Source organism: Nitratireductor aquimarinus, assembly GCF_017255295.1.
In the GTDB taxonomy this organism is placed as follows: domain Bacteria; phylum Pseudomonadota; class Alphaproteobacteria; order Rhizobiales; family Rhizobiaceae; genus Nitratireductor; species Nitratireductor aquimarinus.
Map to the genome: position 1 here is coordinate 1 of NZ_JAFKDE010000001.1, position 23,308 is coordinate 23,308.

Here is a 23,308-nt window from a genome sequence, read left to right on the forward strand (position 1 = left end):
ATGCTCCTTCAAGATGCCAATGATCTGTTCTTCTGAGAACCGTGACCGTTTCATTGCCTGTCTCCTTCGTTGAGGAACAGGCTAACCCAAAATCGGGAACATCTCAGGGGAGCAGGTCATGGCATCTGCATTGATTGTTAGCGGGTGCGTTTCACCGCTCAAGCAAGCGCGGCATGAGCGAGAAGCGAAGCAATGCGAAGCATTTGGATACAAGCTTGGCACTGACGCATACGCGAATTGTCGGATGCAATTCGAAATGCAGCACAAACGAAAGATGTCAGATATTGGTAATTCAATCGCACAAGCCAGCCAGCCGCGCCCCGCGGTCTATACGCCGGCAGCGCCGACTAATTGTACTTCTCGGCAAAGCTATCCGGGTGCGCCGGTCTATACGAACTGCTTTTGAGCAAGTCCGGTATCTGCAATTAGTCTGTCGGTACGGGCGACTTCTCCCAACCATGGTGTATTAATTTTCCGTCGGTAGGTCGGAATTTGGGCGGAGTGTCTTCAAAATCTGGGCTAGGCATACTGCGTAGCAGACTTTCTAAATGTCATAATGAAAAGAATAGAAGCTCAATGGCTTTTCGATTTGTACGTTTTCTTGACATGACGAGAGCCTCAGTCCTCCTCGCTGGGGTTGTTGTATTCTCCGTCGTTCCCTCTCTGTTGGATCGGAAAGATGACGTCCCGATCACCACACTTTCGTACACTGCATGGGCTCAAGATGAAGCGAGTGCTGGCGACGTTCCAGACCTGGGTTGGAGGTCAGACGCCAGGGGCTGCCCGCGCGGCGAGCAGCTCGATCCTTATGAAATCTGGCGTGAGGCTGGAGTTCACTCTCCCGCTGAAGGAGAGCGCTTCCTCCTGCTGAAGTACCGTGAAAAAGGCTTGATGTCGTTCGTCGATTGGTTGCGGTGTCAGGGCTTTAGCGTAAGAGTTCTAACCGAGGCAACTGTCGGTGTGCCGCCGGGCCAGTTGAGCGTAGCAATCTCCTTCGGGGTAGCCTCACGGAATCGTAGACCGCTTTGGGAGATCAAGGTTCCTTGGCTTCGCAGTGGAACCGTAAGCGGACAGGGATTCCAGATGAGACTCACGCTTGAGAGAGAGGTCATATCAATAACCTACAGCGAGTCTCTTTGGTGAAGGCTCGGACCTGCATGCCGGTGAGGTTCCGGATGCCCCTCTGCTAGCGCACTACGCGCTTGTCAAAGCGAGATATTTCAATAACTGCGGAGCACCGGTCTCGAGCATCGACTACACGGTGACGAGGAGCAGGACCTATTCCAGCACGTTCGGTGTAGACTGGACACAGGTGCTCTCACAGGAGGCAAAGAGCGTCGAGGTGGATGCCCGGTTTGCATCTTACGTTCGTGAGGCAGAGTGGGTCTATCCGCGCGCTGGCTGGACCGGGAGCTTCCGCAACTTCATTGAAAAGGCCGGTGGCTGCGGCAGTCCGATGCTTCAGGCGCTTGAAGACAACATGCTTCGATATCAGTCCCACGGTTCTTGATATAGGTGATCTCCGGGGCGCAGCTGATTTCGGTTCTAACGGCTGCGCTCCCCCTCCGGTCGACTGGCGTCTACTGGCATGAAGCGCGGCTTCCGAGAGTTTGTCGAGCACTCCGACAATCAGCAGACCCGCCCGCCCCAGAAACCGGCAACAACCGCACTGCCTTCTCACAAACCCGCTTGACGCCGGGCCGCGGGTCGCGGATTAATGCGCGCTGCGCGGGTATGATGTAATGGTAGCCTGTCAGCTTCCCAAGCTGAACGCGCGGGTTCGATTCCCGCTACCCGCTCCAGTCCCGCTCAGCCGGTATTTCCTTTTTCGCAGCGCGCAAGCTTGCGCCCGCGCCAGCGGGTGCGTATCTCTTTGCGGTCAAGATCAAGGAGCATTCCGGTGTCGGCACTGACCAGATTTCTGGGCGACAGCCCGCTGCGCGTCATCATCAAACTGCTGATCGTGTCGCTCATCGTCGGCTTCGTCATGAGCGCCTTCAACTGGTCGCCGTTCGATATCTTCTATGCGCTGCGCGACACGGTCGTGCATCTGTGGAACATGGGCTTTGATGCACTCGGCCGCTTTGCAAGCTACATCCTTCTGGGTGCAGCCATCGTCGTGCCGGCGTTCCTGATCCTGCGTCTTCTCAGCTATCGCCGCTAGGCCGGCGGGAATGGACGTTTCCACGCCGACGCGGGCCGCGCGCCCGTTCGAGGTCACCAACCGGCTGGTCCTGTCGATCGCCGTGCCGATGACGCTCGCCTATCTGACCACGCCGCTGCTCGGCATCACCGACACGGCCGTCATCGGGCAATATGGCGACGCCGCCCTTCTGGGCGGGCTGGCGGCGGGCGCCATCGTCTTCGACGTGGTGTTCACCACGTTCAACTTCCTGCGTTCGGGAACCACCGGGCTGGTTGCGCAGGCGTTCGGCCGCGACGATGTGCTGGAAGAGCAGGCGGTGTTGTGGCGCGCTCTGGCGATTGCGCTCGTCTGCGGGCTTCTGGTCGTCGCGCTCGGGCCGCTGGTCAATGCCGCCGGCGTCCGGTTCATGAACCCCGATCCGCGCGTTGCCGAGGCCATGCATGCCTATGTGGCGATCCGCATTCTTGGCGCGCCCCTGTCGCTGATCAACTACGCCATCCTTGGCTATGTGCTGGGGCGCGGGGAAGGGGGGCTTGGCCTTGGCCTTCAGGTGATCCTCAACGGCGCAAACATCGCGTTATCGGTCTTTCTCGGTCTTTCGCTGGGCTGGGGCATCGAGGGCGTGGCCTGGGGCACGGTGGGCGGTGAGGCGCTGGGTGCGCTGGCGGGCTTTGGTCTTCTGGCATGGCGGTTCAGAAACGGCCCGCGCGTTTCATTGGCGCGGGTGTTCGATTTCCCGGAAATCATGCGCATGGTGGCGATGAACCGCGACATCATGATCCGCTCCTTCTCGCTTCTGGCAGCCTTTGCGCTGTTCACGCGGCAGGGCGCACAGTTCGGAACGGTCACGCTGGCGGCCAATGCGGTGCTGATGAATTTCTTCCTGATCGCCGGCTATTTCCTCGATGGCATGGCGACTGCGGCCGAGCAGCTTGCCGGGCGGGCGGTGGGCGCGCGCTATCGGCCGGCGTTCCGGCAGGCCGTGAGGCTCACCATCGTCTGGGGCTTTGGTCTCGCACTGGCGCTGGCCGGTGTTTTCGTGCTGTTCGGCGACGATCTCGTCGCTTTCATTGCGAAAGCCGAGGATGTGCGCGAGATCGCCAGCGTGTTCCTGCCATGGGCGGCGCTGATTGCGGTCTCCGGCGTGCTGGCATTTCAGATGGATGGGGTGTTCATCGGCGCGACCTGGTCGCGCGACATGCGCAACATGATGCTGCTGTCGCTCGCCGTCTATCTCGTCTGCCTGTTCTTCCTGACGCGCGCTTTCGGAAATTACGGCCTCTGGGCGACGCTGCACATCTTCCTGATCGTGCGCGGCATCAGTCTGGCAGCCATCCTGCCAGCGCGCGCACGGCAGACCTTCGGGAGTTAAAGCAGTTCCGGGAAAAGCGGGAACCGGTTTTCCGTCCGGAACTGCGAAAAACAATGCGCCGGGGCGTTCTCGCGGTTCAGCGAAAATGCCGTAGCGTCTTTTGCCGTCAGGTTTGCGGGCGCGCGTCAGTTCAGGGCGCGCGCGGCCCACTTATCCACCCGCGTATCGCGGATCTGGCGCAGCGAGGCGAGGTTCTCGCGCTGGGCATAGGCGCTCATCTCTTCGAGGATCTTTCCGGGCAGGCAGGTGCCGCCGAAGATCATGCCGCTATACATCTGCACAAGGTCGGCACCGGCGCGGATCTTTTCGAGCGCCGTTTCGGCCGAGTCCACCCCGCCAACGCCGATCAGCGGCATGGCCGGGCCCACCAGAAGGCGCATGCGCGCAAGCACGATGGTCGAGCGCTCAAACAGCGGCTGGCCCGAAAGGCCACCCTTCTCATGCGCAAGCCGGCTGGTTGCGCCGGTTCTGGAAAGCGTGGTGTTGCTGACGATCAGGCCATCAATGCGCTTGTCGAGCACCTCGTCCGCAATGTCGGACATAGCCTCTTCCGTCAGGTCGGGAGCGATCTTGAGGAACAGCGGCACCGGCGAGCGGCGGCGCTTGGCCACCTCGTCGCGTGTCGCCAGAACGCGGGCCAGAAGCTCGGAGAGGTTTTCCCGGTCCTGCAGCGCGCGCAGGCCGGCGGTGTTGGGCGAGGAGATGTTGACGGTGAGGTAGGAGGCGATGTCGCCAAAGGCGCGCACGCCCGTCTCATAGTCGGCGATGCGGTCTTCGCTGTCCCTGTTGGCGCCGATGTTGACGCCAACGATGCCGCCACGCCCGGCGCGCTCTTTGATGCGCTCGCGCACGGCCACGAGGCCGTCATTGTTGAAACCGAGCCGGTTGATCAGCGCGGCGTCCTCTTCAAGCCGGAAGAGGCGGGGCTTCGGATTGCCGGCCTGCGGCTTCGGGGTCACGGTGCCGCATTCGACAAAGCCGAAACCAAGGCGCAGCAGCCCGTCTGCCGCCTCTGCGTTCTTGTCGAAGCCGGCCGCCATGCCGAGCGGATTGGGAAACACCATGCCGCCGACAATCGTCTTGAGGCGTTTGCTGATCTGCGGAGGACGGGCGAGGGGCATGCCGCTCTTCAGGGCCATGATTGCAAGGTTGTGAGCGCGCTCGGAATCCATCCGGAAGAGGGCCTGGCGCGCAATCTTGTCGAGCAGGGACTTCATTTGGCAAGCTCTGGAAAGACGTGGGCTCCATCCGCGCCAAGCGGCAGCGGGCGAACCCAGGAAACCGCATCAAGCGAAAGCGGAGCATAGAGATGCGGGAAAAGCGCCCCGCCGCGTGACACTTCAAATTTCAGGGCGTCGCCCAGCGCGTCGGCGTCGACGGCAACGAGAAGCAAATCGTCCTGACCGGCGAAATGTTTGGCCGCCGTTTCCGCAGCCTGCCCGGCGGTCGAGAAGTGAATATACCCATCGGCAAGATCGACAGGTGCGCCATGAAACACCCCCGCCTCTTCGGCTTCCTGCCAGAGCGTGCGGGGTGCGATTTTATAGATCATGTCAGCCATGCCTGCGGCTATACTTGTAATGCGGGTTCAGCGAAAGGGTCGAAAAGGTGTTTTCGGGGGATTGCGCGCGATCCCATTTATGGCGCATTCCTTGCTCATGATCCCATCACCAATTGCATGAAAGCGGAGCGGACCAATGCGCAAGACCATTGCGGCCACCGGGGCGCTGATCGTCCTGTCCATGACATCGGGCGCCATGGCGCAGGATGCCGAGCGGTTCCGGCTGGAGCGCACGGAAGAAGGCTATGTGCGGATGGACACCCGCACCGGCTCCATGTCGATCTGCCGCGAGCGTTCCGGCCAGCTGGTCTGCTCTCCGGCCGCCGACGAGCGCACGGCCTATGAGGAAGACATCACGGCTCTGCAGGACCGGCTCGATGCGCTGGAAGAGCGCCTTGCCGCGCTTGAAAATGCAAATCCGCAGGCCGCTTCCGAATTGCCGTCGGAAGAGGAATTCGAGCAGACGCTCGGGCTCATGGAACGCTTTTTCCGTCGCTTCATGGGCATCGTGAAGGACTTCGAGGAAGAAGAGACCACGACCACGCCGAACACACCGGCGCCTGATCGCACCTGATCGCATCTGAGCAGGGGCTGCAAACGCCCCTGACCGTGTTTCAGACCGCGGCTGCGCGCATGAGGCGCAGCATCATCGAGAATATGAAGAAGCCGCAGCCGACCTTGAGGCTCAAGGCGGCGAAACGCAGATAGATGTCCTTCAATATCGAAATGAACACCCTGGCTCCCGACCGCCCCGCCGGTCGGGCGTCGGGGCTGAGATAGAGCCAGGTCTCGGTTTTCCGGGGGTTCTGCCGCGCGGTTGCGTAGGCCTTCAGGGTCAGAATTTCCGACATGATCAGGGTCATCAGCGCGCCGGCGCTGAAGGCAACGACCAGATCAAACGAAAAGCTGAGCATCACCAGACCAATGGCGAGCGCACCGAACATGACCGCTCGTCCGATGCAGAATCTCGCTACCCTGTGGATTTTCTCCATGATCAGCCTGCGGGGTTGTCACCCCTTTACCAGTCTGTGGCATAGGTTATGGGCAGACAAGTAAAACTTCTGCGAGTTCCGGCCCCGTGGCGGCAGCCCTTTGCCACCGTCGAGCTTGAAAATGCGGCTATTCCCCGCATAATCGCGGTGGAGGAGCCGTAGCGGAAGAACACGACAATAATGCTGCGGGCGCGGGAGGGATATTTGGTATCTGGCTATAGATTTCTGGTCGCCGACGACCATCCTCTGTTCAGGGGAGCGCTGAAAGGCGCACTTTCTGGATTGGACAGTGCATGCGAGATACTGGAAGCGGGCGATTTCGAGGGGGCGAAGGCGCTTGTCGATGACAGCGTCGATCTGGTCCTTCTCGACCTCACCATGCCGGGCGTAAGTGGTCTTTCAGGGCTGATTGCGCTGCGCGGCATGAACCCCGCCCTGCCCATTGTCGTCGTTTCCGCCCATGACAGCCCCGAGACCATCCGGCGCGCTCTGGAACTTGGCGCATCGGGTTTCATCTCCAAATCCTCTGGCATGGACGAGATTCGCACGGCGGTTCAGGCCGTGCTCAATGGCGATATCTACACGCCGGCGGACATCGATCTGGGTGCCGAGGGCGATCCGGAGGTCGCCGATCTCATCCAGCGCCTCCAGACGCTCACACCCCAGCAGACGCGGGTTTTGAGCATGCTGGCCGAAGGGCTTCTGAACAAGCAGATCGCCTATGAGCTGAACGTCTCCGAAGCGACGATCAAGGCGCATGTCTCGGCGGTTCTGCAGAAGCTGGATGTCGACAGCCGCACGCAGGCGGTGATCCGCCTTTCGAAGATCGGCGCAGACACGATCGCAACCGAGGACTGAGGCATTGCTGCCTATTCGGCGGCGGCAAGCATCTGACGGCAGCGCGTGAGCAGTGTGCGCAGCGATGCGGGACGTAACGGCTTGCTCAGCACCATGGCGGTCAGCGCTTCGGCCTGCGCGCGCACCTCGTTCGAGCGGTCGGCGGTGATCAGGATCGCCGGTATCGCATCGCCGTAACGCGCCCGCAGGGCTGCGATCACGTCGAGCCCGACTTCATTGTCCAGATGGTAATCGGCGAGGATGATGTTGGGCTGTGTGTGCGAAAGGTCGGGCAGGGTGGCCGATCCGGTCGCCGTCAGCACGGTGCAGCCCCAGCCCTCAAGAAGCCTGCGCATGCCATCCAGAATGCGCGGGTCATTGTCGATGCACAGAACGCGCAGGCCCTCCAGCATTGCCTGCGGCACGGCAGCCGACGGTTTTGGCTGTTCGGCGGGTTTGGCCGGCGTCGCGCTCACGGGGATGATGACCGAGAAGCGGGTGCCCTGCTGGCTCTCCGAATCCAGCCGGATTTCCAGATTGAGCACGCGCGCGATGCGGTCGACGATGGAGAGGCCAAGTCCCAGCCCCTGCGCCTGCCGCACGCCTTCCTCCAGCCGCGTGAATTCGCGGAACACGGTGTTCAGCTTGTCGGTGGCGATGCCGATGCCGGTGTCGATCACCTGTAGCTCAAGCAGGCTGCCGCGCCGGCGCACCCCCACCAGAACACGGCCGCTCGGCGTGTATTTGATCGCATTGGAAACGAGGTTCTGCACCAGTCGGCGCAGCAGGTTGCGGTCCGTGTTCACCGTCAGTGTTGAGGGCACAATGGTCAGGTCCAGCCCTTTCTCATCGGCCAGTGGCATGAAGTCTGTGCTGATCTGGCGCAGGAGGCCATCCAGCTGGAAAACGCTCGGAGCAGGCTTCAGCGCGCCCGTGTCCAGCCGCGAGATGTCCAGCACTGCGCCGAGGATCGCCTCCACGGAATCGAGCGAGGATTCAATGTTGCTGACATATTCCCGCGTCTCGCCGGCCTTTGCGCGCTCCAGAAGCGACGAGCAGTAAAGCCGCGCGGCATTGAGCGGTTGCAGAATGTCGTGGCCGGCGGCTGCCAGAAAACGCGTCTTTCCGAGATTGGCTTCCTCGGCGATCACCTGCGCCTGCGCCAGCTCTTCATTCAACCGGATCAGCTCCGCCGTGCGGTCGGCCACCCGCTGCTCCAGTGTTTCGTTCACGCGTTTCAGCGCCACATCGGCCTCCACGCGCGGCGTGATGTCGGTGTAGGTGGCGACGATGCCGCCATCGGGCATCGGGTTGGTGCGCATCTCGATGATGCGTCCGCTCTTGCGCAGGCGGATCTCCCACGGCATGCCGAAATCGGTAAACCGGTTGAGTGTCATCGTGTAGGCGTCGACGGGCAGCTCGCCACGCACCACCAGCAGATTGACGAACCGGTCGAGCGAAACACCGACCTGACCCATCTCGTCGGGCAGATTGAAGAGCAGGCGGTATTGCCTGTTCCAGCAGATCAGCTGGAAATCCCGGTCGAAAACGGTGACGCCTTCCTCCATCTGGTCGAGCGCGGTCTGCAGCAGGTCGCGATTGTGCTGGAGCGCCATGGAGGCGTCATCGAGCAGCCTCAGCGCGTCACGGGGCGAGCGGTCGTTGCGCTGAAACAGGAGCGACAGGATAAGCCGCGAGGAGGAGGAGCCGACGGCGCTGGCCAGAAGCTGCTCGGAAAAGCGCACGAGCGCGATCCCGGTCTGGTCGTTGCCGTTGAGCCGCACGCCATGGGTCGCCTCGAAGGTGGCGAAGGAGCGCTCGGTGCGTTCGGCTCCCAGATAGCGCGAGATCGTGTCCTTGAGATCGTTGACGGTGACCACCGTGCGGAAGCGGCGCAGGGTCGGTATCGGCCCCGTGTCGCGTGGCACGAAGATGGCGGCCTGAATGCGCTCTAGCGGCTGGGCGGCGCGCGAGAGCGAGCCCAGCACGAAGAACAGCGTGTTGACCGCGAGGCTCCACAGGACGCCGTGATTGAGGGGCTCGGCCACGGTGCCGAAAAGCGCCTGCGGCCTCAGCGCCGGCAGGCCGAAGAGCCCGTCGATGATGATGCCGGTGTCCTGCGGCGCGAGCGACGGGAAAAGCAGCGTGTAAGCCCAGATCGTGAAGCCTGCGCCCATGCCGAGCAGTGCACCGCGCGCATTTGCGCCGCGCCAGATCAGCCCGCCGAAGAAGGCCGGTGCGAACTGCGCGATGGCCGCAAACGAGATCAGGCCAATGGCGGCGAGCCGCGTGTTGTGGGTGGTTTCCCGATAATAGAGAAAGGCCACAAACAGGATGATGAAGATGGCCGCACGGCGGATGTTCAGAATGATGGTCGACCAGTCATCCTTCTCGCGATGGTCGGTTCTGAGCAGCCGGCGCAGGAAGAGCGGGATCACCAGATCGTTGGAGATCATGATCGACAGCGCCACACTCGCCACGATGACCATCGCCGTGGCGGCGGAAAGACCGCCGATGAAGGCGATCAGCGCCAGGGCATCGTGCCCGGCAAGAAGCGGCAGCGCCAGCACGTAGAGGTCGGAATTCGCCGCATCACCGACCATCGCCAGCCCCGCAAATGCGATGGGCAGCACGAAGAGATTGATGAGGATGAGATAGAGCGGAAAGAGCCAGCTCGCCGTTTCCAGTTCGGCCGTGCTGCGGTTTTCCACGATGGTCACGTAGAACTGGCGCGGCAGCATGATGATCGCAAATGCGCTCAGCGTGGTCATCACGATCCAGGTGGCGAGCGAGGTCGGATAGGTATAGGCCTCCTGCACCTGGGGCAGGGTGCTGACCGTGCGCGCCAGTTCCACCGGCCCTTCAAAGAAGAAGAAGGTGATGGCCACACCGACCGCCAGAAAGGCGGCGAGCTTCACCACCGTCTCCACGGCCACGGCCAGGATCAGCCCTTCCTGATGCTCGGTCGCGTCCGCATGGCGCGTGCCGAACAGAACGGCGAAGATCGCCAGAAGGAAGGTCACGATCAGCGCCATGTCGCCGACGAAGAAGTCCATGGTCGGTGGCGCGCCATCGTAATGCGTTACCATGAGGCTGACGGAATCCGAGATCGCCTTCAACTGCAGGGCGATATAGGGAACCGTGCCGAAGGTGGCGATCAGCGTGGCGACGGAGGCTACGGCAAAGCTCTTGCCGTAGCGGGCTGCCAGAAAGTCGGCGATGGAGGTGATCTTCTCGGACTTCGCCAGCCGGATGATGCGTTTCAGGATCGGGAAGCCGAACAGGAAAACCAGAACCGGACCGATATAGATCGCCAGGAACTCCAGCCCGCGCTCCGACGCAAGGCCAACGGAGCCGAAAAAGGTCCAGGACGTGCAATAGATCGCCAGGCTCAGCGCGTAGATGAAGGGGCGCGAGCCAAGTCCGGCCTTTCGCGAGGCGCGATTGTCGCCGACGCTTGCGATGAAGAAGAGCAGCGTCACATAGGCGACGGCGATGATGGCGATAACCCAGCCCTGCACTTGTGTGCCAACTCCTCCTCTGAAGGCCACCCGGAAGGCAAACACAGCCACGGGAACCTGTCCAATGCTTCTTTCGGCGAATGGTACTGTCTCATAGCCGAAAATGCAGTTTTTGTTGCACTTTTTGCTTGCATCATTGTTATGTAGCCGGAGCTGGCGGCGTTTGAGTCGCCGGGGGTGCAGCTAGATTGGGGAGAAGCCCTTATGATGAAGGAATTTCGGGAATTCATTGCGCGCGGCAATGTGATGGACCTTGCGGTCGGTGTGATCATCGGCGGGGCCTTCGGTCTGATCGTCAGGTCGCTCACCGATGACATCATCATGCCGATTGTTGGCGCAATCTTCGGCGGGTTCGATTTTTCGGATTACTTCGTGCCGCTCTCGTCCGCCGTCACGGCGACGACGCTGGATGCGGCGCGCGAACAGGGCGCTGTGTTTGCCTATGGCAACTTCCTCACCGTGGTCGTGAACTTCCTGATCCTCGCCTGGATCATTTTCCTCATGGTCAAGGGCGTGAATTCGATGCGCCGCAAGGAAGCTGAAAAGCCGGCCGAGCCTGCCGCGCCGCCTGCCGATGTTCAGCTGCTCACGGAAATCCGTGACCTTCTGTCCAAGCAGAAATAATCAGCTTCCGCTTTCTTCAAGGGAAGCGGTGGCCATCCACGAAAAACGCCGCCGGAAGCAATTCCGGCGGCGTTTTCATTTTCGGATTTTCGGGCTGGGTCAGCCGCCGGACTTTGGCACCAGAAGCGACACCACGCGGTCGGACTTTGCCTGCTGCGGCTGGTCGGCTTCGTTGAAGGGGATGCCGAGCGCTTCCCAGGTTTCCAGAAGCGCGTCGCGCAGCGTGTCGATCAGCGCATCGTCATGGAACGGCGTCGGCGTGATGCGCAGACGCTCCGTGCCGCGCGGCACGGTCGGATAGTTGATCGGCTGGATGTAGATGCCGTGCTTCTCGAGCAGCCGGTCGGTTGCCTGCTTGCACAGTTCCGGGTCGCCCACGAGAAGCGGCACGATGTGCGTCTGCGACGGCATGACCGGCAGGCCGGCCGCCGAGAGCTTGTCCTTGGTCTGCTGCGCCTGGCGCTGCTGCGCGTCGCGCTCGACCGAAGACGCCTTGAGGTGGCGGATCGAGGCGGTGGCCGCTGCGGCGATTGCCGGCGGCAGCGCGGTGGTGAAAATGAAGCCGGAAGCGTAGGAGCGCACGGCGTCAATCACGGCGGTGGAGCCGGTGATGTAGCCGCCGATCACGCCAAAGCCCTTGGCGAGCGTGCCTTCGATGATGTCGATGCGGTGGGCAAGGCCGTCACGCTCGGTGATGCCGCCGCCACGCGCACCATACATGCCAACGGCGTGAACCTCATCGATATAGGTCATGGCGTTGTACTTGTCGGCCAGATCGGCAATCGCCTCGATCGGCGCAATGTCGCCATCCATGGAGTAGACGGATTCGAACACGATCAGCTTGGCGCGTTCCGGGCCGGCTGCCTTGAGCAGGCTTTCCAGATGCTCGACGTCGTTGTGGCGGAAAATCTTCTTCTCTGCGCCCGAGCGGCGCACGCCCTCGATCATCGAGGCATGGTTTAACTCGTCCGAAAGCACCAGGCAGTTCGGCAGCAGGCGGGCGATGGTGGAGATGGACGCTTCGTTGGAGATGAAGCCGGAGGTGAAGACCAGACCGGCCTGCTTGCCATGCAGATCGGCAAGCTCGGCTTCGAGTTCCACCAGCGGATGGTTGTTGCCGGAGATGTTGCGCGTGCCGCCGGCACCCGCGCCCATGGCGCCGGCTGCGTCCTGCATGGCGGAGATCACGCTCTCATGCTGGCCCATGCCCAGATAGTCGTTCGAGCACCACACGGTGATCTCGCGCGCTTCTTCATCAGAGCGCCAGAGCGCGCGCGGAAACGCGCCGACGATCCGCTCGAGATCGGCGAAAACGCGGTAGCGGCGCTCGGCGTGCAGTTGATCGATCGCTTCGGAGAAAAAACGCTGGTAATTCATTGGACCTTCCTGCTGTGCGGCGCGATCATAGTGTCCGACCTTTCCCGCGTCCATTGTGCGTTGCGGGCAAATTGACACGTTTGCCTGCCGTCGCCTTGCGCTCGATCAAATCGCGGTCGAATGCGCATGATCTCTCAGGATTTACTGCGCGTTAGCGTGTATTTCAATGCGACAGAGTGGTCTTCGCGCGACCGGCCGAAGCGGGCGCGCCGCCGGGCGGCGCCATCATGTCGGCAATGGTGGCCAGCGCTGCGATCAACTGGTTGCGTCGTTCTTCATCGAGTGCGGCCAGACGATGCGCGAAGGCGTCTCCCATGGGTTCGGGCGCGCGCCGCACCAGCGCCTCGCCCTCGGGCGTGAGCCGCGTGTGCACCACACGGCGGTCATGGCGCGAGCGATAGCGCTCCACCAGATGGCGGCTTTCCAGATTGTCGAGAATGGTGATGACGGTTGCCGGGCTCAGGTCCACATGTGCCGAAAGCACGGTGGTGGTGACCTCGCCAAGGGCGGCGGTGGCCTTCAGGATCACAAGCTGCGCTGCGGTCAGCCCGATCTGCTTGGCGAGCGCCTTGGATTGCACATCGTTTGCGCGAACGATGCGGCGAATGGATTTTTCGACCGCGCGTAACTCTTCATTGCGGAACCAGTCGGCGGCTTTGTCAGTTGTCTTGTCGGAACTCATGCGGACGCCATTCATTTGACATCTAATAATCATAACTATAACTAAAGTGCGCTCCGAAGCAATGACAAACAAAGGATCAGATCTCTATCCATGTGCGGAATCTGCGGAGAACTGCGGCTCGACGGCCGCCCTGCCTCACCTGTCGCTCTTTCGAAAATGATGGACTGCCTGGCCCCGCGCGGCCCTGATGGCGCGGGCGCGGTCGTGCACGGCAACGCCGCCCTCGGGCATCGCCGGCTGAAGATCATCGACCTGTCGGAAAAGGCGCGCCAGCCGATGGAAGACCCGGAGCTGGGTCTCACCATCGCGTTCAATGGCTGCATCTACAATTATCCGGAGCTGCGCGCCGAGCTGGAGGGCAAGGGCTACCGCTTCTTCTCCACCGGCGACACGGAAGTCATCCTCAAGGCCTGGCATGCCTGGGGCGAGGAATGCGTGAACCGGTTTCACGGCATGTTCGCCTTCGTGCTGCGTGAGCGCGACACGGGCCGCGTCGCCATGGCGCGCGACCGGTTCGGCATCAAGCCGCTTTATCTGGCCGAGACGCCGGGCCGCATCCGCTTCGCGTCCACCCTGCCGGCGCTGCTGGCGGCGGGCGATGTCGACACATCCATCGACCGCCATGCGCTGCACAATTACATGACGTTCCACGCTGTGGTGCCGCCGCCGCGCACCATTCTGAACGGCGTGAAGAAGCTCCCGCCCGCAACGATCCGCGTGATCGAGCCGGATGGCAGCCAGCGCGACCGGGTCTACTGGGACCCGCCGTTTGCGCGCGATCCCGAAACGGCAATGCTGTCACCCGACGAATGGCGCGACCGCACGCTGGAGGCGCTGCGCCTTGCCGTCAAACGCCGCATGGTGGCCGATGTGCCGGTCGGCGTCCTTCTGTCGGGCGGTGTCGATTCCAGCCTGATCGTCGGCCTGCTCGCCGAGGCGGGACAGAAGGATCTGATGTCCTTCTCCGTCGGCTTTGAAGAGGCCAATGGCGAGAAGGGCGACGAGTTCGTCTATTCCGATCTGATCGCGAAAGAATTCGGTACCGATCATCACAAGATCTTCGTGCCGTCAGCCGATCTGATGGACGCGCTCCCCGGCACGTTCGCCGCCATGTCGGAGCCGATGGTCTCCTACGACAATGTGGGCTTCTACCTTCTCTCCAAGGAGGTTTCGAAACACATCAAGGTCGTGCAGTCGGGGCAGGGCGCAGACGAAATTTTCGGCGGTTATCACTGGTATCCTCCGCTGATGAACTCAAACGATGTGGTGGGTGATTATGCAAACGTGTTCTTCGACCGCTCGCACGCGGTTCTGAAAGAGCAGCTTTCGCCCGACTGGATCGCCGATACGGATGCAAGCCGCGATCTGGTCGCGGCCCATCTGACGCGGGCTGGCGCAGACACGCCGGTGGATGCGGCGCTGCGGCTCGATTCCACCGTCATGCTGGTCGATGACCCGGTGAAGCGGGTCGACAACATGACCATGGCCTGGGGGCTGGAGGCGCGCGTGCCGTTCCTCGATCACGAACTGGTCGAACTGGCCGCCCGCATTCCGCCGGAGGAAAAGCTCAAACAGGGCGGCAAGGGCGTGTTGAAGGAAGTCGCCCGGCAGGTGGTCCCGCATGAGGTGATCGACCGCAAGAAGGGTTATTTCCCTGTACCACAGCTCAAATATGTCGATGGCCCCTATCTCGACATGGTGCGCGATGCGCTGTCTTCGCAGCCTGCGCGCGAACGCGGACTGTTTCGACAGGACTATCTGGACAGGCTTTACGCCGCGCCCGCCGACCACATCACGCCGCTGCGCGGGTCGGAACTCTGGCAGGTCGGGCTGCTCGAACTCTGGCTGCAAACCCACGGGGTGTGACCGATGGCCAAGAAAGAGGACGTGGCTTTGCGCGCTTCACGCGGGCGCAGCGACAAGGCGCTCGGCTACCGCCTGAAGCGCCTGCGAAGCGAGACGATGAAGCCGACCCACGCGCCGCCGGACGAAGAAGCCGCGCGGCAGGAAAAGCACGTCTCGCTCGAACTTGGCTGGGGCAGGCTTCTGTTTGCCCAGACGTTTGAGACCAATGATGAGCTGGCCGCCGCATTGCGCGACGAAGGCCCCGCCCGCCGCGACATCGCCTTCTACATTCGCGACCCGCATGTGCTCCTGTCCATGGCGCCGCAGGAACTTTTCCTCGATCCCTCGCACACCTATCGGCTTGATCTGGCCACCTATCGCCCGAGCCGGCGGCAGCCGCGCGGCTTCTTCATCCGGCGGCTGACATCCGAGGCGGACGCCAACGCCGTCAACGCGATCTATCAGAGCCGGGGCATGGTCACCGTGCGCCCGGACTTTTTCTGGACCAATCGCGACAGCCGCGCCGTCACCTATTTCGTCGCCGAGGATGACCAGACCGGCGACATTCTGGGCACGGTCACGGGCGTTGATCATCGCCGCGTGTTTCAGGATGCCGAGAACGGAACGTCTCTCTGGTGCCTCGCCGTCGATCCGCAGTGCCGGCATGCCGGGGTTGGCGAGATGCTGGTGCGGCGGCTGGCGGAGCATTTCGCCGCGCGCGGGGCAAGCTTCATGGACCTGTCCGTGATGCACGACAACGAACAGGCCATCGCGCTTTACGAGAAGCTCGGCTTTCACCGGGTTCCGGTGTTTGCGGTCAAGCGCAAGAACCCGATCAACGAGAAACTGTTCACCCATCCGCCGGAAGAGTTCGACCGGCTCAATCCCTATGCGCGTCTGATCGTGGATGAGGCGCACCGGCGCGGCGTTGCGGTGGATGTGACCGATGCCGAGGGCGGCTTCTTCCGCCTGTCCTTCGGCGGCCGTTCGATCCAGTGCCGCGAGAGCCTTTCGGAGCTCACATCTGCCGTCGCCATGTCGATCTGCGACGACAAGGCTGTCACGCGCCGCGTGGTGGAGCGCGCAGGGCTGACCGTGCCCGAGCAGAGGGAGGCGGGCGATGACGACACGGCGCTCAGCGCCTTCATCGAGAAGCATGGCCGCGTGGTGGTAAAGCCTGCGCGGGGCGAGCAGGGCAAGGGCGTTGCCGTCGGTCTTGAAACGCTGGACGAGACGAAAAACGCCATCCGCGCCGCCCGCGAGATTTCCGACCGGGTTCTGGTCGAAGCCTGTTTCGAGGGCGAGGATCTGCGTCTGGTCGTCATCGACTATCGCCTGGTTGCCGCCGCCGTGCGCCGTGCGCCGCGCGTGGTGGGAGACGGGCAGCGGACCATCGAAGAGCTGATCGAGCATCAGTCGCGCCGCCGGGCGGCCGCCACGGGCGGTGAGAGCCGCATCCCCGTCGATGACGAGACGCGCCGCTGCATTGCCGGTCTTGGCTATGCGCTTTCCAGCATCCTGCCCAAGGGCGAGGAAGTGGAGGTGCGCAAGACGGCCAATCTGCACACGGGCGGTTCCATTCACGATGTGACGGAAAACGTGCATCCGGATCTGGTTGAAGCGGCCTGCGCCGCCGCGCGCGCCATTGACATCCCGGTTGTCGGCATCGACCTTATGATCAAGTCGCCCGACCAGCCGGACTATGTCTTCATTGAAGCCAATGAACGGCCGGGGCTGGCGAACCATGAACCGCAACCGACCGCCGAGCGCTTCGTCGACCTGCTCTTTCCGCGCTCCGGTGCAAAATCCGCTGAACGTGCGCTGACGCCCAAAGCCTGATCCGTGGCCGACGGCACAAGCTGAAATGACGAGGCCCGCTGAAATGACGAGAATTGCATGTCGCGACTGAAAATCGACGTTTCCTATCTTGTCGCGCAGCTCAAGGCGCTTCTGTCGATTGACAGTCCGACGGGCTACACCGACACCATCGTCCGCCATGTCACGGCAGAGCTGGAGCGGCTTGGCCTCGAGCCGGAGCTGACGCGGCGCGGCGCGATCCGCGCGGTGGTGCGCGGCGGCCGGCGTCAGGGCGCGCGCGCCATCATCACCCATCTCGACACGCTCGGCGCGCAGGTCAAATACATCAAGGACAATGGCCGTTTCGAGATGGTGCCAATCGGTCACTGGTCCGCGCGGTTTGCCGAAGGCGCGCGGGTGACGATCTACACCGAGAAGGGTAGCTATCGCGGCACCATCCTGCCGCTCAAGGCTTCGGGCCACACCTATAATGACGGCGTGGACGAGATGCCCGTCGGCTGGGATTACGTGGAGCTGCGCATCGACGCCATGTGCTGGAGCCGCAGCGACGCGCACAATCTTGGCATCGATGTGGGCGACTTCGTCGCCATCGACCCGCAGCCGGAATTCCTGGAAAACGGCTTCATCGTTTCACGCCATCTGGATGACAAGGCGGGCGTCGCCATCGCCCTTGCCGCGCTGGAATCGCTGCTGCGCCACGAGGTGACGCTGCCGGTCGACACGCACTGGCTCTTCACCATCGCGGAAGAGGTGGGGGTGGGCGCGGCGTCCATCGTCACGCCCGAGATTGCCTCCATGGTCACCATCGACAATGGCACCACCGCGCCGGGGCAGAATTCGGCAGAGTTCGGCGTCACCATCGCCATGGCGGACCAGGCGGGGCCGTTCGACTATCACCTGACGAAGAAGATGGTGGATCTGTGCCGCGAGGAGGACATTCGCTACCAGAAGGATGTTTTCCGTTACTACCGCTCCGATTCCGCATCGGCCATCGAGGCCGGGCATGACGTTCGCACGGCGCTGATCGCCTTCGGTGTGGATGCCTCTCACGGCTATGAGCGCATCCATGTGCATGCGCTGCGTTCGGTGGCCGAGCTGGCCACCGCCTATGTGGCAAGCCCGCTGGCAATCGAGCGGGATGTGGAAGAGGTGTCCGACATCGAGGGCTTCACCGAGCAGCCCACCAATGAAGCCGAGATGGCGCGGCGCGCCAACAACCTGCCGAAGCAGGAGTAGGGCGCACCACCGTGCAGGATGGGGCATTGCATTAAGGCGGTGCGTGGTTAGCCCTATGACAGGCTCAGGGGCTCGCCATGAGAGGAGCAATCCCCTCCTGGCGGAGAACCTTGGCCAAAGGCGTAGTGACGGCTTTGGTAGCCAAAGCCCTCCCTCATGGTGAGCTTGTCGAACCACGCACTACGCCGACCCTCACGGGTTGATGCTCTAACCGGCCATGGCCAGCGTCTTGTGGCGGAAGCGGGCCGTGCGCGGATCGAAGTCGTAAGCGCCTGCATGCCGCTGCGCCTCGCGCGCCAGCCGGTCGACGGTCTCGATGATGAAGTCCGCTTTCTCGTCCGTCATCAGATAGCTCAGATTGAGCCGCACCCAGCCCGGCTTTTCCATCTCCTGCCCGTCGCGAATGCTCTGCAAGAGCGCATTCGAGGTGGGCTCGTCGATCTCCAGAAGCTGGTGCGCATAGGGGCCGGCGCAGGCGCAGCCGCCGCGCACCTGAATGCCGTGCAGATCGCTCAGCATGCGGGTGAAAAGCTGGTGGTGCACCGTGCCGTTCTCCGGGCACAGAATGCGGAAGGAGTAGATCGGCAGACGCCGGGCAGCCGGATTGCCGAGCATCTGCAGGCACGGGTTCTTCGACCACACGGCGATTGCGCGCTGATGCAGCTCTTCATGCCGCCGGTCGATGAAGTCCTGTCCAAGCGCTTCCTTGATGATGAGCACGAGGGCCGCGCGGATGTCGCCCAGAACATCGGGTGTGCCGGCTTCTTCGCGCGCTGAAAGCGAGGTCGAGTATTCGTGGCCCCAGGGCGAAACGAAACTCACCGAGCCGCCGCCGGGCATGGAGGGGCAGGCGGTGCGGGCGATTTCGTTGCGCAGGACCAGAAGACCCGATGCGCCCGGTCCGCCGGGGAATTTGTGGGGCGAAAGCACCACTGCATCCTTGGCGCAGTCCGTGCCGGGCTTCATGTCGATTTCCAGATAGGGCGCACCACCGGCATAGTCCCAGATGGCGAGCGCGCCATGGGTCTTCAGAAGCCGGGTCGCCGCGTCCGTGTCGGTGGTGATGCCGGTCACGTTGGAGGCGGCGGAAAACGTGCCGACCTTCAGCGCCGCGTCGGCATTTGCTTCAAGGGCCGTGGCAAGCGCGCCCAGGTCCGGGCCGCCGGTCGCTGCTTCGGGAATGGCGATGATCTCCGCGCCGCTTTCACGCCAGGGCAGAATGTTGGAGTGATGCTCGTAAGGCCCGGTGAAAACCACGACGCGCGCCCCTGCGGCCACGGCCTCGGATATCTGCAAAAGCCGCACCAGCCGGTTGATGCCGGCGGTCGCGCCAGCGCCTGAAAAGACGACGCTGGTCTTGTCGTCGGCGTTGACGATCCGGTGAATTTCCGCGCGCGCCGCCTGACGCAGGCGGGTGCAGAAGGAACCGCAATAGGAGGCTTCCGTATGGCTGTTCGCATAATAGGGAAGCACTTCATCACGGATGAAATCCTCCACCTGCGCCAGCGCCCGGCCTGACGCCACATAGTCGGCATAGACCAGCGTCTTCTTGCCGAAAGGACCGTCGATTACGGCATTCTCGCCGATCAGCCCGTCACGCAGATAGGCGTCGAGGTCTGTGCGCTTGAGATTGTCGGCAAAGGCTTTGAGAAGGTCACTGGGCATGGCGGCGGTCCGGGAAGTTGATCAATGCGCAAAGATCGCACAATGATGAGCGATCATTTCCACACAAAGTGATGGCAAAACTCTCAAAATTAGGTCATATGATCGAATATGAGTGAAAAAATCGATCAGTTTGATAGAAGAATATTACGCGAGCTGCAGCGTGACGCCGGCCTGTCGCAACGCGACCTGGCGGAGAAGGTCGGGCTGTCGCAGAATGCCTGCTGGCGCCGGTTGAAATCGCTGGAGGAGCGCGGCGTCATTCGCGGGCGCACGCTCAATGTCGACCGCAACAGGCTGGGGCTCGGGCTGGTGGTTTTCGTGATGGTCAAGACGCGACATCACTCGACAACCTGGCTGCAGACCTTCCGCCAGCACGTGTCCAGCATTCCGGAAGTGGTCGACTTCTTTCGTATTGGCGGCGATTACGATTACATGCTGCGCATCGTGACAACGGACATGCAGAGCTTCGATTCCGTCTACCAGCGCCTGATCCAGAAGGTGGAGCTGGAATCGGTCACCTCCTATTTCGCCATGGAGGCCATCGAGGAACGGCGTCCCCTTCCAATCTGATACGCCCCTGCCAATCTGATAAACATGAGCCGATGGAAAAACGGACAATCTCCTTCGAGCGCATCGCGCTTTATGCGTTCCTCACATCGCTGACTGCGCTCAGCATCGACGCAGTGCTTCCGGCGCTGCGCCTGATCGAGAGCGATCTGCATGTGGAACCGCCCCTGTCCACGCAGCACATCGTGTCGCTGTTCATCTTCGGCATGGTGTTTGGCGAACTCGTGATTGGCCCCATTGCCGACGCCATCGGCCGCAAGCGGGCGCTGGTCGGTGGTCTCGCGCTCTACATGGCCGGAACCGTGGTGGCGATGCTCTCCACCTCGGTGGAAATGATCGTGCTCGGCCGCATCCTGCAGGGAATCGGCGTCGCCGGCCCCAAGATCGCGACGCGCGCGCTGGTCCGCGACCAGTTCGAGGGTGAGGCCATGGCGCGGATCATGTCCTTCATGTTCGTGCTGTTCATTCTGGTGCCGATGATCGCGCCCGCCATGGGGCAGGCGGTGCTGGCATTCGCCGGCTGGCGCGCCATTTTCGCGGTCTATCTGGCGCTCTCGATCCTGCTCTGCATCTGGCTTGTCATGCGCCAACCCGAGACGCTGGCCCCGCAAAACCGCATCCGCTTTCACCCGGTCACGCTCCTGCAAAACGGTTCGCGCGTTCTGCGCAACCGGCGCGTTTCGCTTCTGATCGTGGCCACGGGCTTCGTGTTCGGCGCGCATCTGCAATATCTGAGCACCGCAGCCGATATCTTCTTCGATGTTTACGGGATCGGCAGTCTGTTCCCGGCCTATTTCGCAGCCTTCGCCGCCAGCATCGGTCTGGCCTCCATGGTCAACGCACAGGTGGTGCGTCGCTTCGGCATGCAGGCCATGTGCGAATATGCGCTTTGCGGTCTCGTGGCGTTCGGGCTTTGCCTGCTTGCCCTTTCCCTTGTGTGGGAAGGGCATCCGCCACTGCCCGCCTTCATGGCGCTGGGCTTTGCCATCTTCTTCTGCATCGGATTTCTGTTTGGCAATCTGAATGCCATGGCGATGCAGTCTCTCGGCCAGTTGGCCGGGCTCGGCGCATCGCTGATCGCATCGGGGTCGAGCCTTGTGGCGGTGGTCTTCGCCGTGGCCTTCGGCGCATTCTACAACGAGACGACCATCCCGCTTGCATCAGGCTTTCTCGTCACGGGCATTGTGGGCCTGATGCTGGTCCGGCTCGCCGCGCGGGCGAGCCGGGAACCGGTGGTACCGGTCAAGCGCGGGGCCTGATCAGCCAGCCGCCGCGACGACGATGATCTCGACCGTGTATTCGGGCGTTGCCAGTGCGGACTCGCCGCAGGCGCGCGCCGGTGCGTGGCCGGGAGCCACCCATGCGTCCCACACGTCGTTCATCTCGGCAAAGTCGTTCATCGAAGCGAGCCAGATGGTCGCCTGCAGGATGCGCGACTTGTCGGAGCCGTTCTGCTCGAGAAGGGCGTCGATCTTGGCCAGAATGTCCTTGGTCTGCGTGGCGACGCTTGCGCCCGGCGTGCCGACCTGGCCAGCCAGGTAGATGGTGCCGTTGTGAATGACGGCCTGGCTCATGCGGGTGCCGGTGTCGACGCGTTTGATATCGGACATGTTTTTTCCTTTCAGGTCTTGATGAGGCGGTGTGGCGCAAGTGCCTGCACCACGGTTTCAGCGAGGCCGGACTTGCGACCGGCGCACAGGTCGGCTGCGAGCGCGGAAAGGGCAGGCGAGGTCTGTACGCCATAGCCGCCCTGGCCGGCCAGCCAGAAAAAACCCTCCGCATCCGGCGCGAAGCCGACAGCGGGGGTGCGATCGGGGAAGAAGCTGCGCAGGCCCGCCCAGCTCCGTTCAATGCGTGTCACAGGCACGGTGACGGCCTGTTCAAAGCGATGCAGGCCCTCGGCCAGCACCATGTCGTCGGGCCAGGCGTCGAACGGCTCTGACGGATCTTCGTCAGCCGGCGAAACCATCAGCTTGCCCGCATCGGGCTTGGCGTACCAGCCTTCGCCCGCGCAGGCGAAAAGCGGCCAGCGCGTGACGTCGTGCCCCTCGGGTGCGGGCAGGATCACGGCCGAGCGGCGCATCGGCGTCAGGCCGAGCGGCTGCACACCGGCAAGCTTCGCGACCTCGTCAGCCCATGCGCCTGCGGCGTTGACGATGATGGGTGCGGAGAACGAGCCCTGCGGGGTTTCAAGCGTCCACACGCCATCCGCACGCGAAATGGCGGTGACGGGGGCCTTGTTGACGATGCGGCCGCCCTGATGGCGCAGCATCTTCGCAAAGCCCTGCAGCAGACGGTCGACATCGATGTCCTGCGCGCCTTCCTCAATGGCGGCCGCCACGATGTTTTCGCGGCGCAGAATGGGCACGCGCGCAACCGCAGCGTCCGCGTCGAGCCGCTCCATGCCCGTCGCGCCTTCGAGGATCTTGTCCAGCGCGCCGACATGTTCCTCGGTCGCCACATAAAGCAGGCCGCGCGGAGTGAGCAGGCTTTCGTCAGAAATGCCTTCCGGCTCCTTGAACACCGGTTCGGCAGCCGCATTGAGGGCGCGCAGGGTGTCGTTGCCGTAATTGCGGATGTAGATCGCAGCCGAGCGGCCGGTGGCGTGATAGCCGATGGCCTCTTCCGTCTCCAGAACGGTCACGCTGGCGTCCGCCGCCATGCGCGCGCCCGCGCCGATGCCTGCAATGCCACCGCCGATGACGATGATGTCGGATGTCTCGCTCATGCTTCCCCTCAAGCTGTTTTGCCGCCGCTCGCGACGTCCGAATGTGCCTGTGCCTCTGCGGGCACATGATTGCCCCGTGCGTCTGCGGGCGCGGGGAGATTTTGTCAACTCAAACGCTGCCGGTTGGGCGATTTAGCGACGGCACACAGATAACGGGCATGAAGCGAAAGCAATAGGCTCAACGCGGTCGGCGCATTATGGCACTGCGCCGGCGCGACCCGTCTTTCACACACAAACCGGGTGGGGAAGAACGCCGTTCCCCCGTGCTGCGGGGACTGGTCTCGAAGCCGGCTTTGTGTGATCATTTACCGGGGAGAATGGGAGAACCTCAACAAGA

Annotated in this window: 20 protein-coding genes and 1 tRNA gene; 12 read left to right on the top strand and 9 right to left on the bottom strand. The window is 62.6% G+C overall.

Going from position 1 to position 23,308, the window contains the following annotated elements; translation table 11 throughout:
• Window positions 1-1,261: 1,261 nt before the first annotated feature.
• From JYP46_RS00005 to JYP46_RS00020, 4 genes are all read left to right on the top strand, one after another.
• Window positions 1,262-1,510, top strand: coding sequence for a hypothetical protein (locus tag JYP46_RS00005; RefSeq protein ID WP_206546865.1), 249 nt, complete (start codon window positions 1,262-1,264; stop codon window positions 1,508-1,510).
• 218 nt (window positions 1,511-1,728) lie between these two features.
• Window positions 1,729-1,802 (top strand) — tRNA-Gly (locus JYP46_RS00010).
• A gap of 98 nt (window positions 1,803-1,900) precedes the next feature.
• Window positions 1,901-2,164, top strand: a complete 264-nt coding sequence (locus JYP46_RS00015; RefSeq protein WP_113154067.1) for a DUF6460 domain-containing protein — start codon at window positions 1,901-1,903, stop codon at window positions 2,162-2,164.
• A 10-nt stretch (window positions 2,165-2,174) separates the two neighbouring features.
• Window positions 2,175-3,518 carry an MATE family efflux transporter gene (locus JYP46_RS00020; RefSeq protein WP_206546866.1) on the top strand — a complete coding sequence of 448 codons (1,344 nt, stop codon included), beginning with the start codon at window positions 2,175-2,177 and terminating at the stop codon, window positions 3,516-3,518.
• 125 nt (window positions 3,519-3,643) lie between these two features.
• On the opposite strand, the gene JYP46_RS00025 is transcribed toward JYP46_RS00020, so the two are convergent.
• Window positions 3,644-4,735, bottom strand: coding sequence for a quinone-dependent dihydroorotate dehydrogenase (locus tag JYP46_RS00025; RefSeq protein ID WP_206546867.1), 1,092 nt, complete (start codon window positions 4,733-4,735; stop codon window positions 3,644-3,646).
• Window positions 4,732-5,079 (bottom strand): DUF952 domain-containing protein, encoded by a 348-nt coding sequence (locus JYP46_RS00030; RefSeq protein ID WP_113154070.1) that lies wholly within the window; start codon window positions 5,077-5,079, stop codon window positions 4,732-4,734. The genes JYP46_RS00025 and JYP46_RS00030 overlap by 4 nt, the downstream gene beginning before the upstream one ends.
• A gap of 136 nt (window positions 5,080-5,215) precedes the next feature.
• Here JYP46_RS00030 and JYP46_RS00035 point away from each other — a divergent pair, with 136 nt between their 5' ends.
• Window positions 5,216-5,653, top strand: a complete 438-nt coding sequence (locus JYP46_RS00035) for a hypothetical protein (protein WP_113154071.1) — start codon at window positions 5,216-5,218, stop codon at window positions 5,651-5,653.
• Window positions 5,654-5,693: 40 nt separating this feature from the next.
• On the opposite strand, the gene JYP46_RS00040 is transcribed toward JYP46_RS00035, so the two are convergent.
• Window positions 5,694-6,071: a hypothetical protein gene (locus JYP46_RS00040; RefSeq protein WP_206546868.1), complete on the bottom strand. Its 378-nt coding sequence runs from the start codon at window positions 6,069-6,071 to the stop codon at window positions 5,694-5,696.
• Window positions 6,072-6,251: 180 nt separating this feature from the next.
• Here JYP46_RS00040 and JYP46_RS00045 point away from each other — a divergent pair, with 180 nt between their 5' ends.
• Entirely contained in the window at window positions 6,252-6,929 is a 678-nt protein-coding gene (locus tag JYP46_RS00045; protein WP_222473776.1) for a response regulator transcription factor, read from the top strand.
• 11 nt (window positions 6,930-6,940) lie between these two features.
• On the opposite strand, the gene JYP46_RS00050 is transcribed toward JYP46_RS00045, so the two are convergent.
• Entirely contained in the window at window positions 6,941-10,429 is a 3,489-nt protein-coding gene (locus JYP46_RS00050; RefSeq protein WP_206544532.1) for a PAS domain-containing hybrid sensor histidine kinase/response regulator, read from the bottom strand.
• A gap of 204 nt (window positions 10,430-10,633) precedes the next feature.
• On the opposite strand from JYP46_RS00050, the gene mscL reads away from it, so the two are divergent.
• On the top strand, window positions 10,634-11,053 hold the full coding sequence (gene mscL / locus JYP46_RS00055; RefSeq protein ID WP_206544533.1) for a large conductance mechanosensitive channel protein MscL: 420 nt from the start codon (window positions 10,634-10,636) through the stop codon (window positions 11,051-11,053).
• Window positions 11,054-11,152: 99 nt separating this feature from the next.
• Here mscL and hemA read toward each other — a convergent pair whose 3' ends face one another.
• Window positions 11,153-12,430 carry a 5-aminolevulinate synthase gene (gene hemA, locus JYP46_RS00060; RefSeq protein ID WP_206544534.1) on the bottom strand — a complete coding sequence of 426 codons (1,278 nt, stop codon included), beginning with the start codon at window positions 12,428-12,430 and terminating at the stop codon, window positions 11,153-11,155.
• Between the two features lie 163 nt (window positions 12,431-12,593).
• Window positions 12,594-13,112: a MarR family winged helix-turn-helix transcriptional regulator gene (locus JYP46_RS00065; RefSeq protein ID WP_206546869.1), complete on the bottom strand. Its 519-nt coding sequence runs from the start codon at window positions 13,110-13,112 to the stop codon at window positions 12,594-12,596.
• A gap of 90 nt (window positions 13,113-13,202) precedes the next feature.
• Here JYP46_RS00065 and JYP46_RS00070 point away from each other — a divergent pair, with 90 nt between their 5' ends.
• The 3 genes from JYP46_RS00070 to JYP46_RS00080 are packed head-to-tail and all read left to right on the top strand — an operon-like array spanning window position 13,203 to window position 18,011.
• Entirely contained in the window at window positions 13,203-14,978 is a 1,776-nt protein-coding gene (locus tag JYP46_RS00070; RefSeq protein WP_206546870.1) for an N-acetylglutaminylglutamine amidotransferase, read from the top strand.
• Window positions 14,979-14,981: 3 nt separating this feature from the next.
• Window positions 14,982-16,796 carry an N-acetylglutaminylglutamine synthetase gene (ngg, locus tag JYP46_RS00075; protein ID WP_206546871.1) on the top strand — a complete coding sequence of 605 codons (1,815 nt, stop codon included), beginning with the start codon at window positions 14,982-14,984 and terminating at the stop codon, window positions 16,794-16,796.
• A gap of 57 nt (window positions 16,797-16,853) precedes the next feature.
• Window positions 16,854-18,011, top strand: a complete 1,158-nt coding sequence (locus JYP46_RS00080; RefSeq protein WP_206544538.1) for an osmoprotectant NAGGN system M42 family peptidase — start codon at window positions 16,854-16,856, stop codon at window positions 18,009-18,011.
• Window positions 18,012-18,218: 207 nt separating this feature from the next.
• On the opposite strand, the gene JYP46_RS00085 is transcribed toward JYP46_RS00080, so the two are convergent.
• Window positions 18,219-19,676 carry an aminotransferase class V-fold PLP-dependent enzyme gene (locus JYP46_RS00085; RefSeq protein ID WP_206546872.1) on the bottom strand — a complete coding sequence of 486 codons (1,458 nt, stop codon included), beginning with the start codon at window positions 19,674-19,676 and terminating at the stop codon, window positions 18,219-18,221.
• A 108-nt stretch (window positions 19,677-19,784) separates the two neighbouring features.
• Here JYP46_RS00085 and JYP46_RS00090 point away from each other — a divergent pair, with 108 nt between their 5' ends.
• Both JYP46_RS00090 and JYP46_RS00095 read left to right on the top strand, forming a co-directional pair.
• Entirely contained in the window at window positions 19,785-20,246 is a 462-nt protein-coding gene (locus JYP46_RS00090) for an Lrp/AsnC family transcriptional regulator (RefSeq protein ID WP_113154079.1), read from the top strand.
• 32 nt (window positions 20,247-20,278) lie between these two features.
• The gene (locus tag JYP46_RS00095; protein WP_206546873.1) at window positions 20,279-21,502 is read left to right on the top strand and encodes a multidrug effflux MFS transporter; all 1,224 of its coding nucleotides are present in this window, start codon (window positions 20,279-20,281) and stop codon (window positions 21,500-21,502) included.
• On the opposite strand, the gene JYP46_RS00100 is transcribed toward JYP46_RS00095, so the two are convergent.
• Both JYP46_RS00100 and JYP46_RS00105 read right to left on the bottom strand, forming a co-directional pair.
• Complete coding sequence (locus JYP46_RS00100) at window positions 21,503-21,853, bottom strand: RidA family protein (protein ID WP_206546874.1); 351 nt, start codon at window positions 21,851-21,853, stop codon at window positions 21,503-21,505.
• A gap of 11 nt (window positions 21,854-21,864) precedes the next feature.
• Window positions 21,865-22,971, bottom strand: coding sequence for an NAD(P)/FAD-dependent oxidoreductase (locus JYP46_RS00105; protein WP_113154082.1), 1,107 nt, complete (start codon window positions 22,969-22,971; stop codon window positions 21,865-21,867).
• Between the last annotated feature and the right edge of the window lie 337 nt (window positions 22,972-23,308).

Coding starts and splice junctions, on each gene's coding strand:
- JYP46_RS00095 (WP_206546873.1), top strand. CDS start 20,279: ATGGAAAAACGGACAATCTCCTTCGAGCGCATCGCGCTTTATGCGTTC.
- JYP46_RS00090 (WP_113154079.1), top strand. CDS start 19,785: ATGAGTGAAAAAATCGATCAGTTTGATAGAAGAATATTACGCGAGCTG.
- JYP46_RS00070 (WP_206546870.1), top strand. CDS start 13,203: ATGTGCGGAATCTGCGGAGAACTGCGGCTCGACGGCCGCCCTGCCTCA.
- JYP46_RS00085 (WP_206546872.1), bottom strand. CDS start 19,676: ATGCCCAGTGACCTTCTCAAAGCCTTTGCCGACAATCTCAAGCGCACA.
- hemA (WP_206544534.1), bottom strand. CDS start 12,430: ATGAATTACCAGCGTTTTTTCTCCGAAGCGATCGATCAACTGCACGCC.
- JYP46_RS00030 (WP_113154070.1), bottom strand. CDS start 5,079: ATGGCTGACATGATCTATAAAATCGCACCCCGCACGCTCTGGCAGGAA.
- JYP46_RS00020 (WP_206546866.1), top strand. CDS start 2,175: ATGGACGTTTCCACGCCGACGCGGGCCGCGCGCCCGTTCGAGGTCACC.
- JYP46_RS00035 (WP_113154071.1), top strand. CDS start 5,216: ATGCGCAAGACCATTGCGGCCACCGGGGCGCTGATCGTCCTGTCCATG.
- JYP46_RS00025 (WP_206546867.1), bottom strand. CDS start 4,735: ATGAAGTCCCTGCTCGACAAGATTGCGCGCCAGGCCCTCTTCCGGATG.
- JYP46_RS00045 (WP_222473776.1), top strand. CDS start 6,252: ATGCTGCGGGCGCGGGAGGGATATTTGGTATCTGGCTATAGATTTCTG.
- JYP46_RS00065 (WP_206546869.1), bottom strand. CDS start 13,112: ATGAGTTCCGACAAGACAACTGACAAAGCCGCCGACTGGTTCCGCAAT.
- JYP46_RS00100 (WP_206546874.1), bottom strand. CDS start 21,853: ATGTCCGATATCAAACGCGTCGACACCGGCACCCGCATGAGCCAGGCC.
- JYP46_RS00105 (WP_113154082.1), bottom strand. CDS start 22,971: ATGAGCGAGACATCCGACATCATCGTCATCGGCGGTGGCATTGCAGGC.
- JYP46_RS00080 (WP_206544538.1), top strand. CDS start 16,854: ATGTCGCGACTGAAAATCGACGTTTCCTATCTTGTCGCGCAGCTCAAG.
- JYP46_RS00040 (WP_206546868.1), bottom strand. CDS start 6,071: ATGGAGAAAATCCACAGGGTAGCGAGATTCTGCATCGGACGAGCGGTC.
- mscL (WP_206544533.1), top strand. CDS start 10,634: ATGATGAAGGAATTTCGGGAATTCATTGCGCGCGGCAATGTGATGGAC.
- ngg (WP_206546871.1), top strand. CDS start 14,982: ATGGCCAAGAAAGAGGACGTGGCTTTGCGCGCTTCACGCGGGCGCAGC.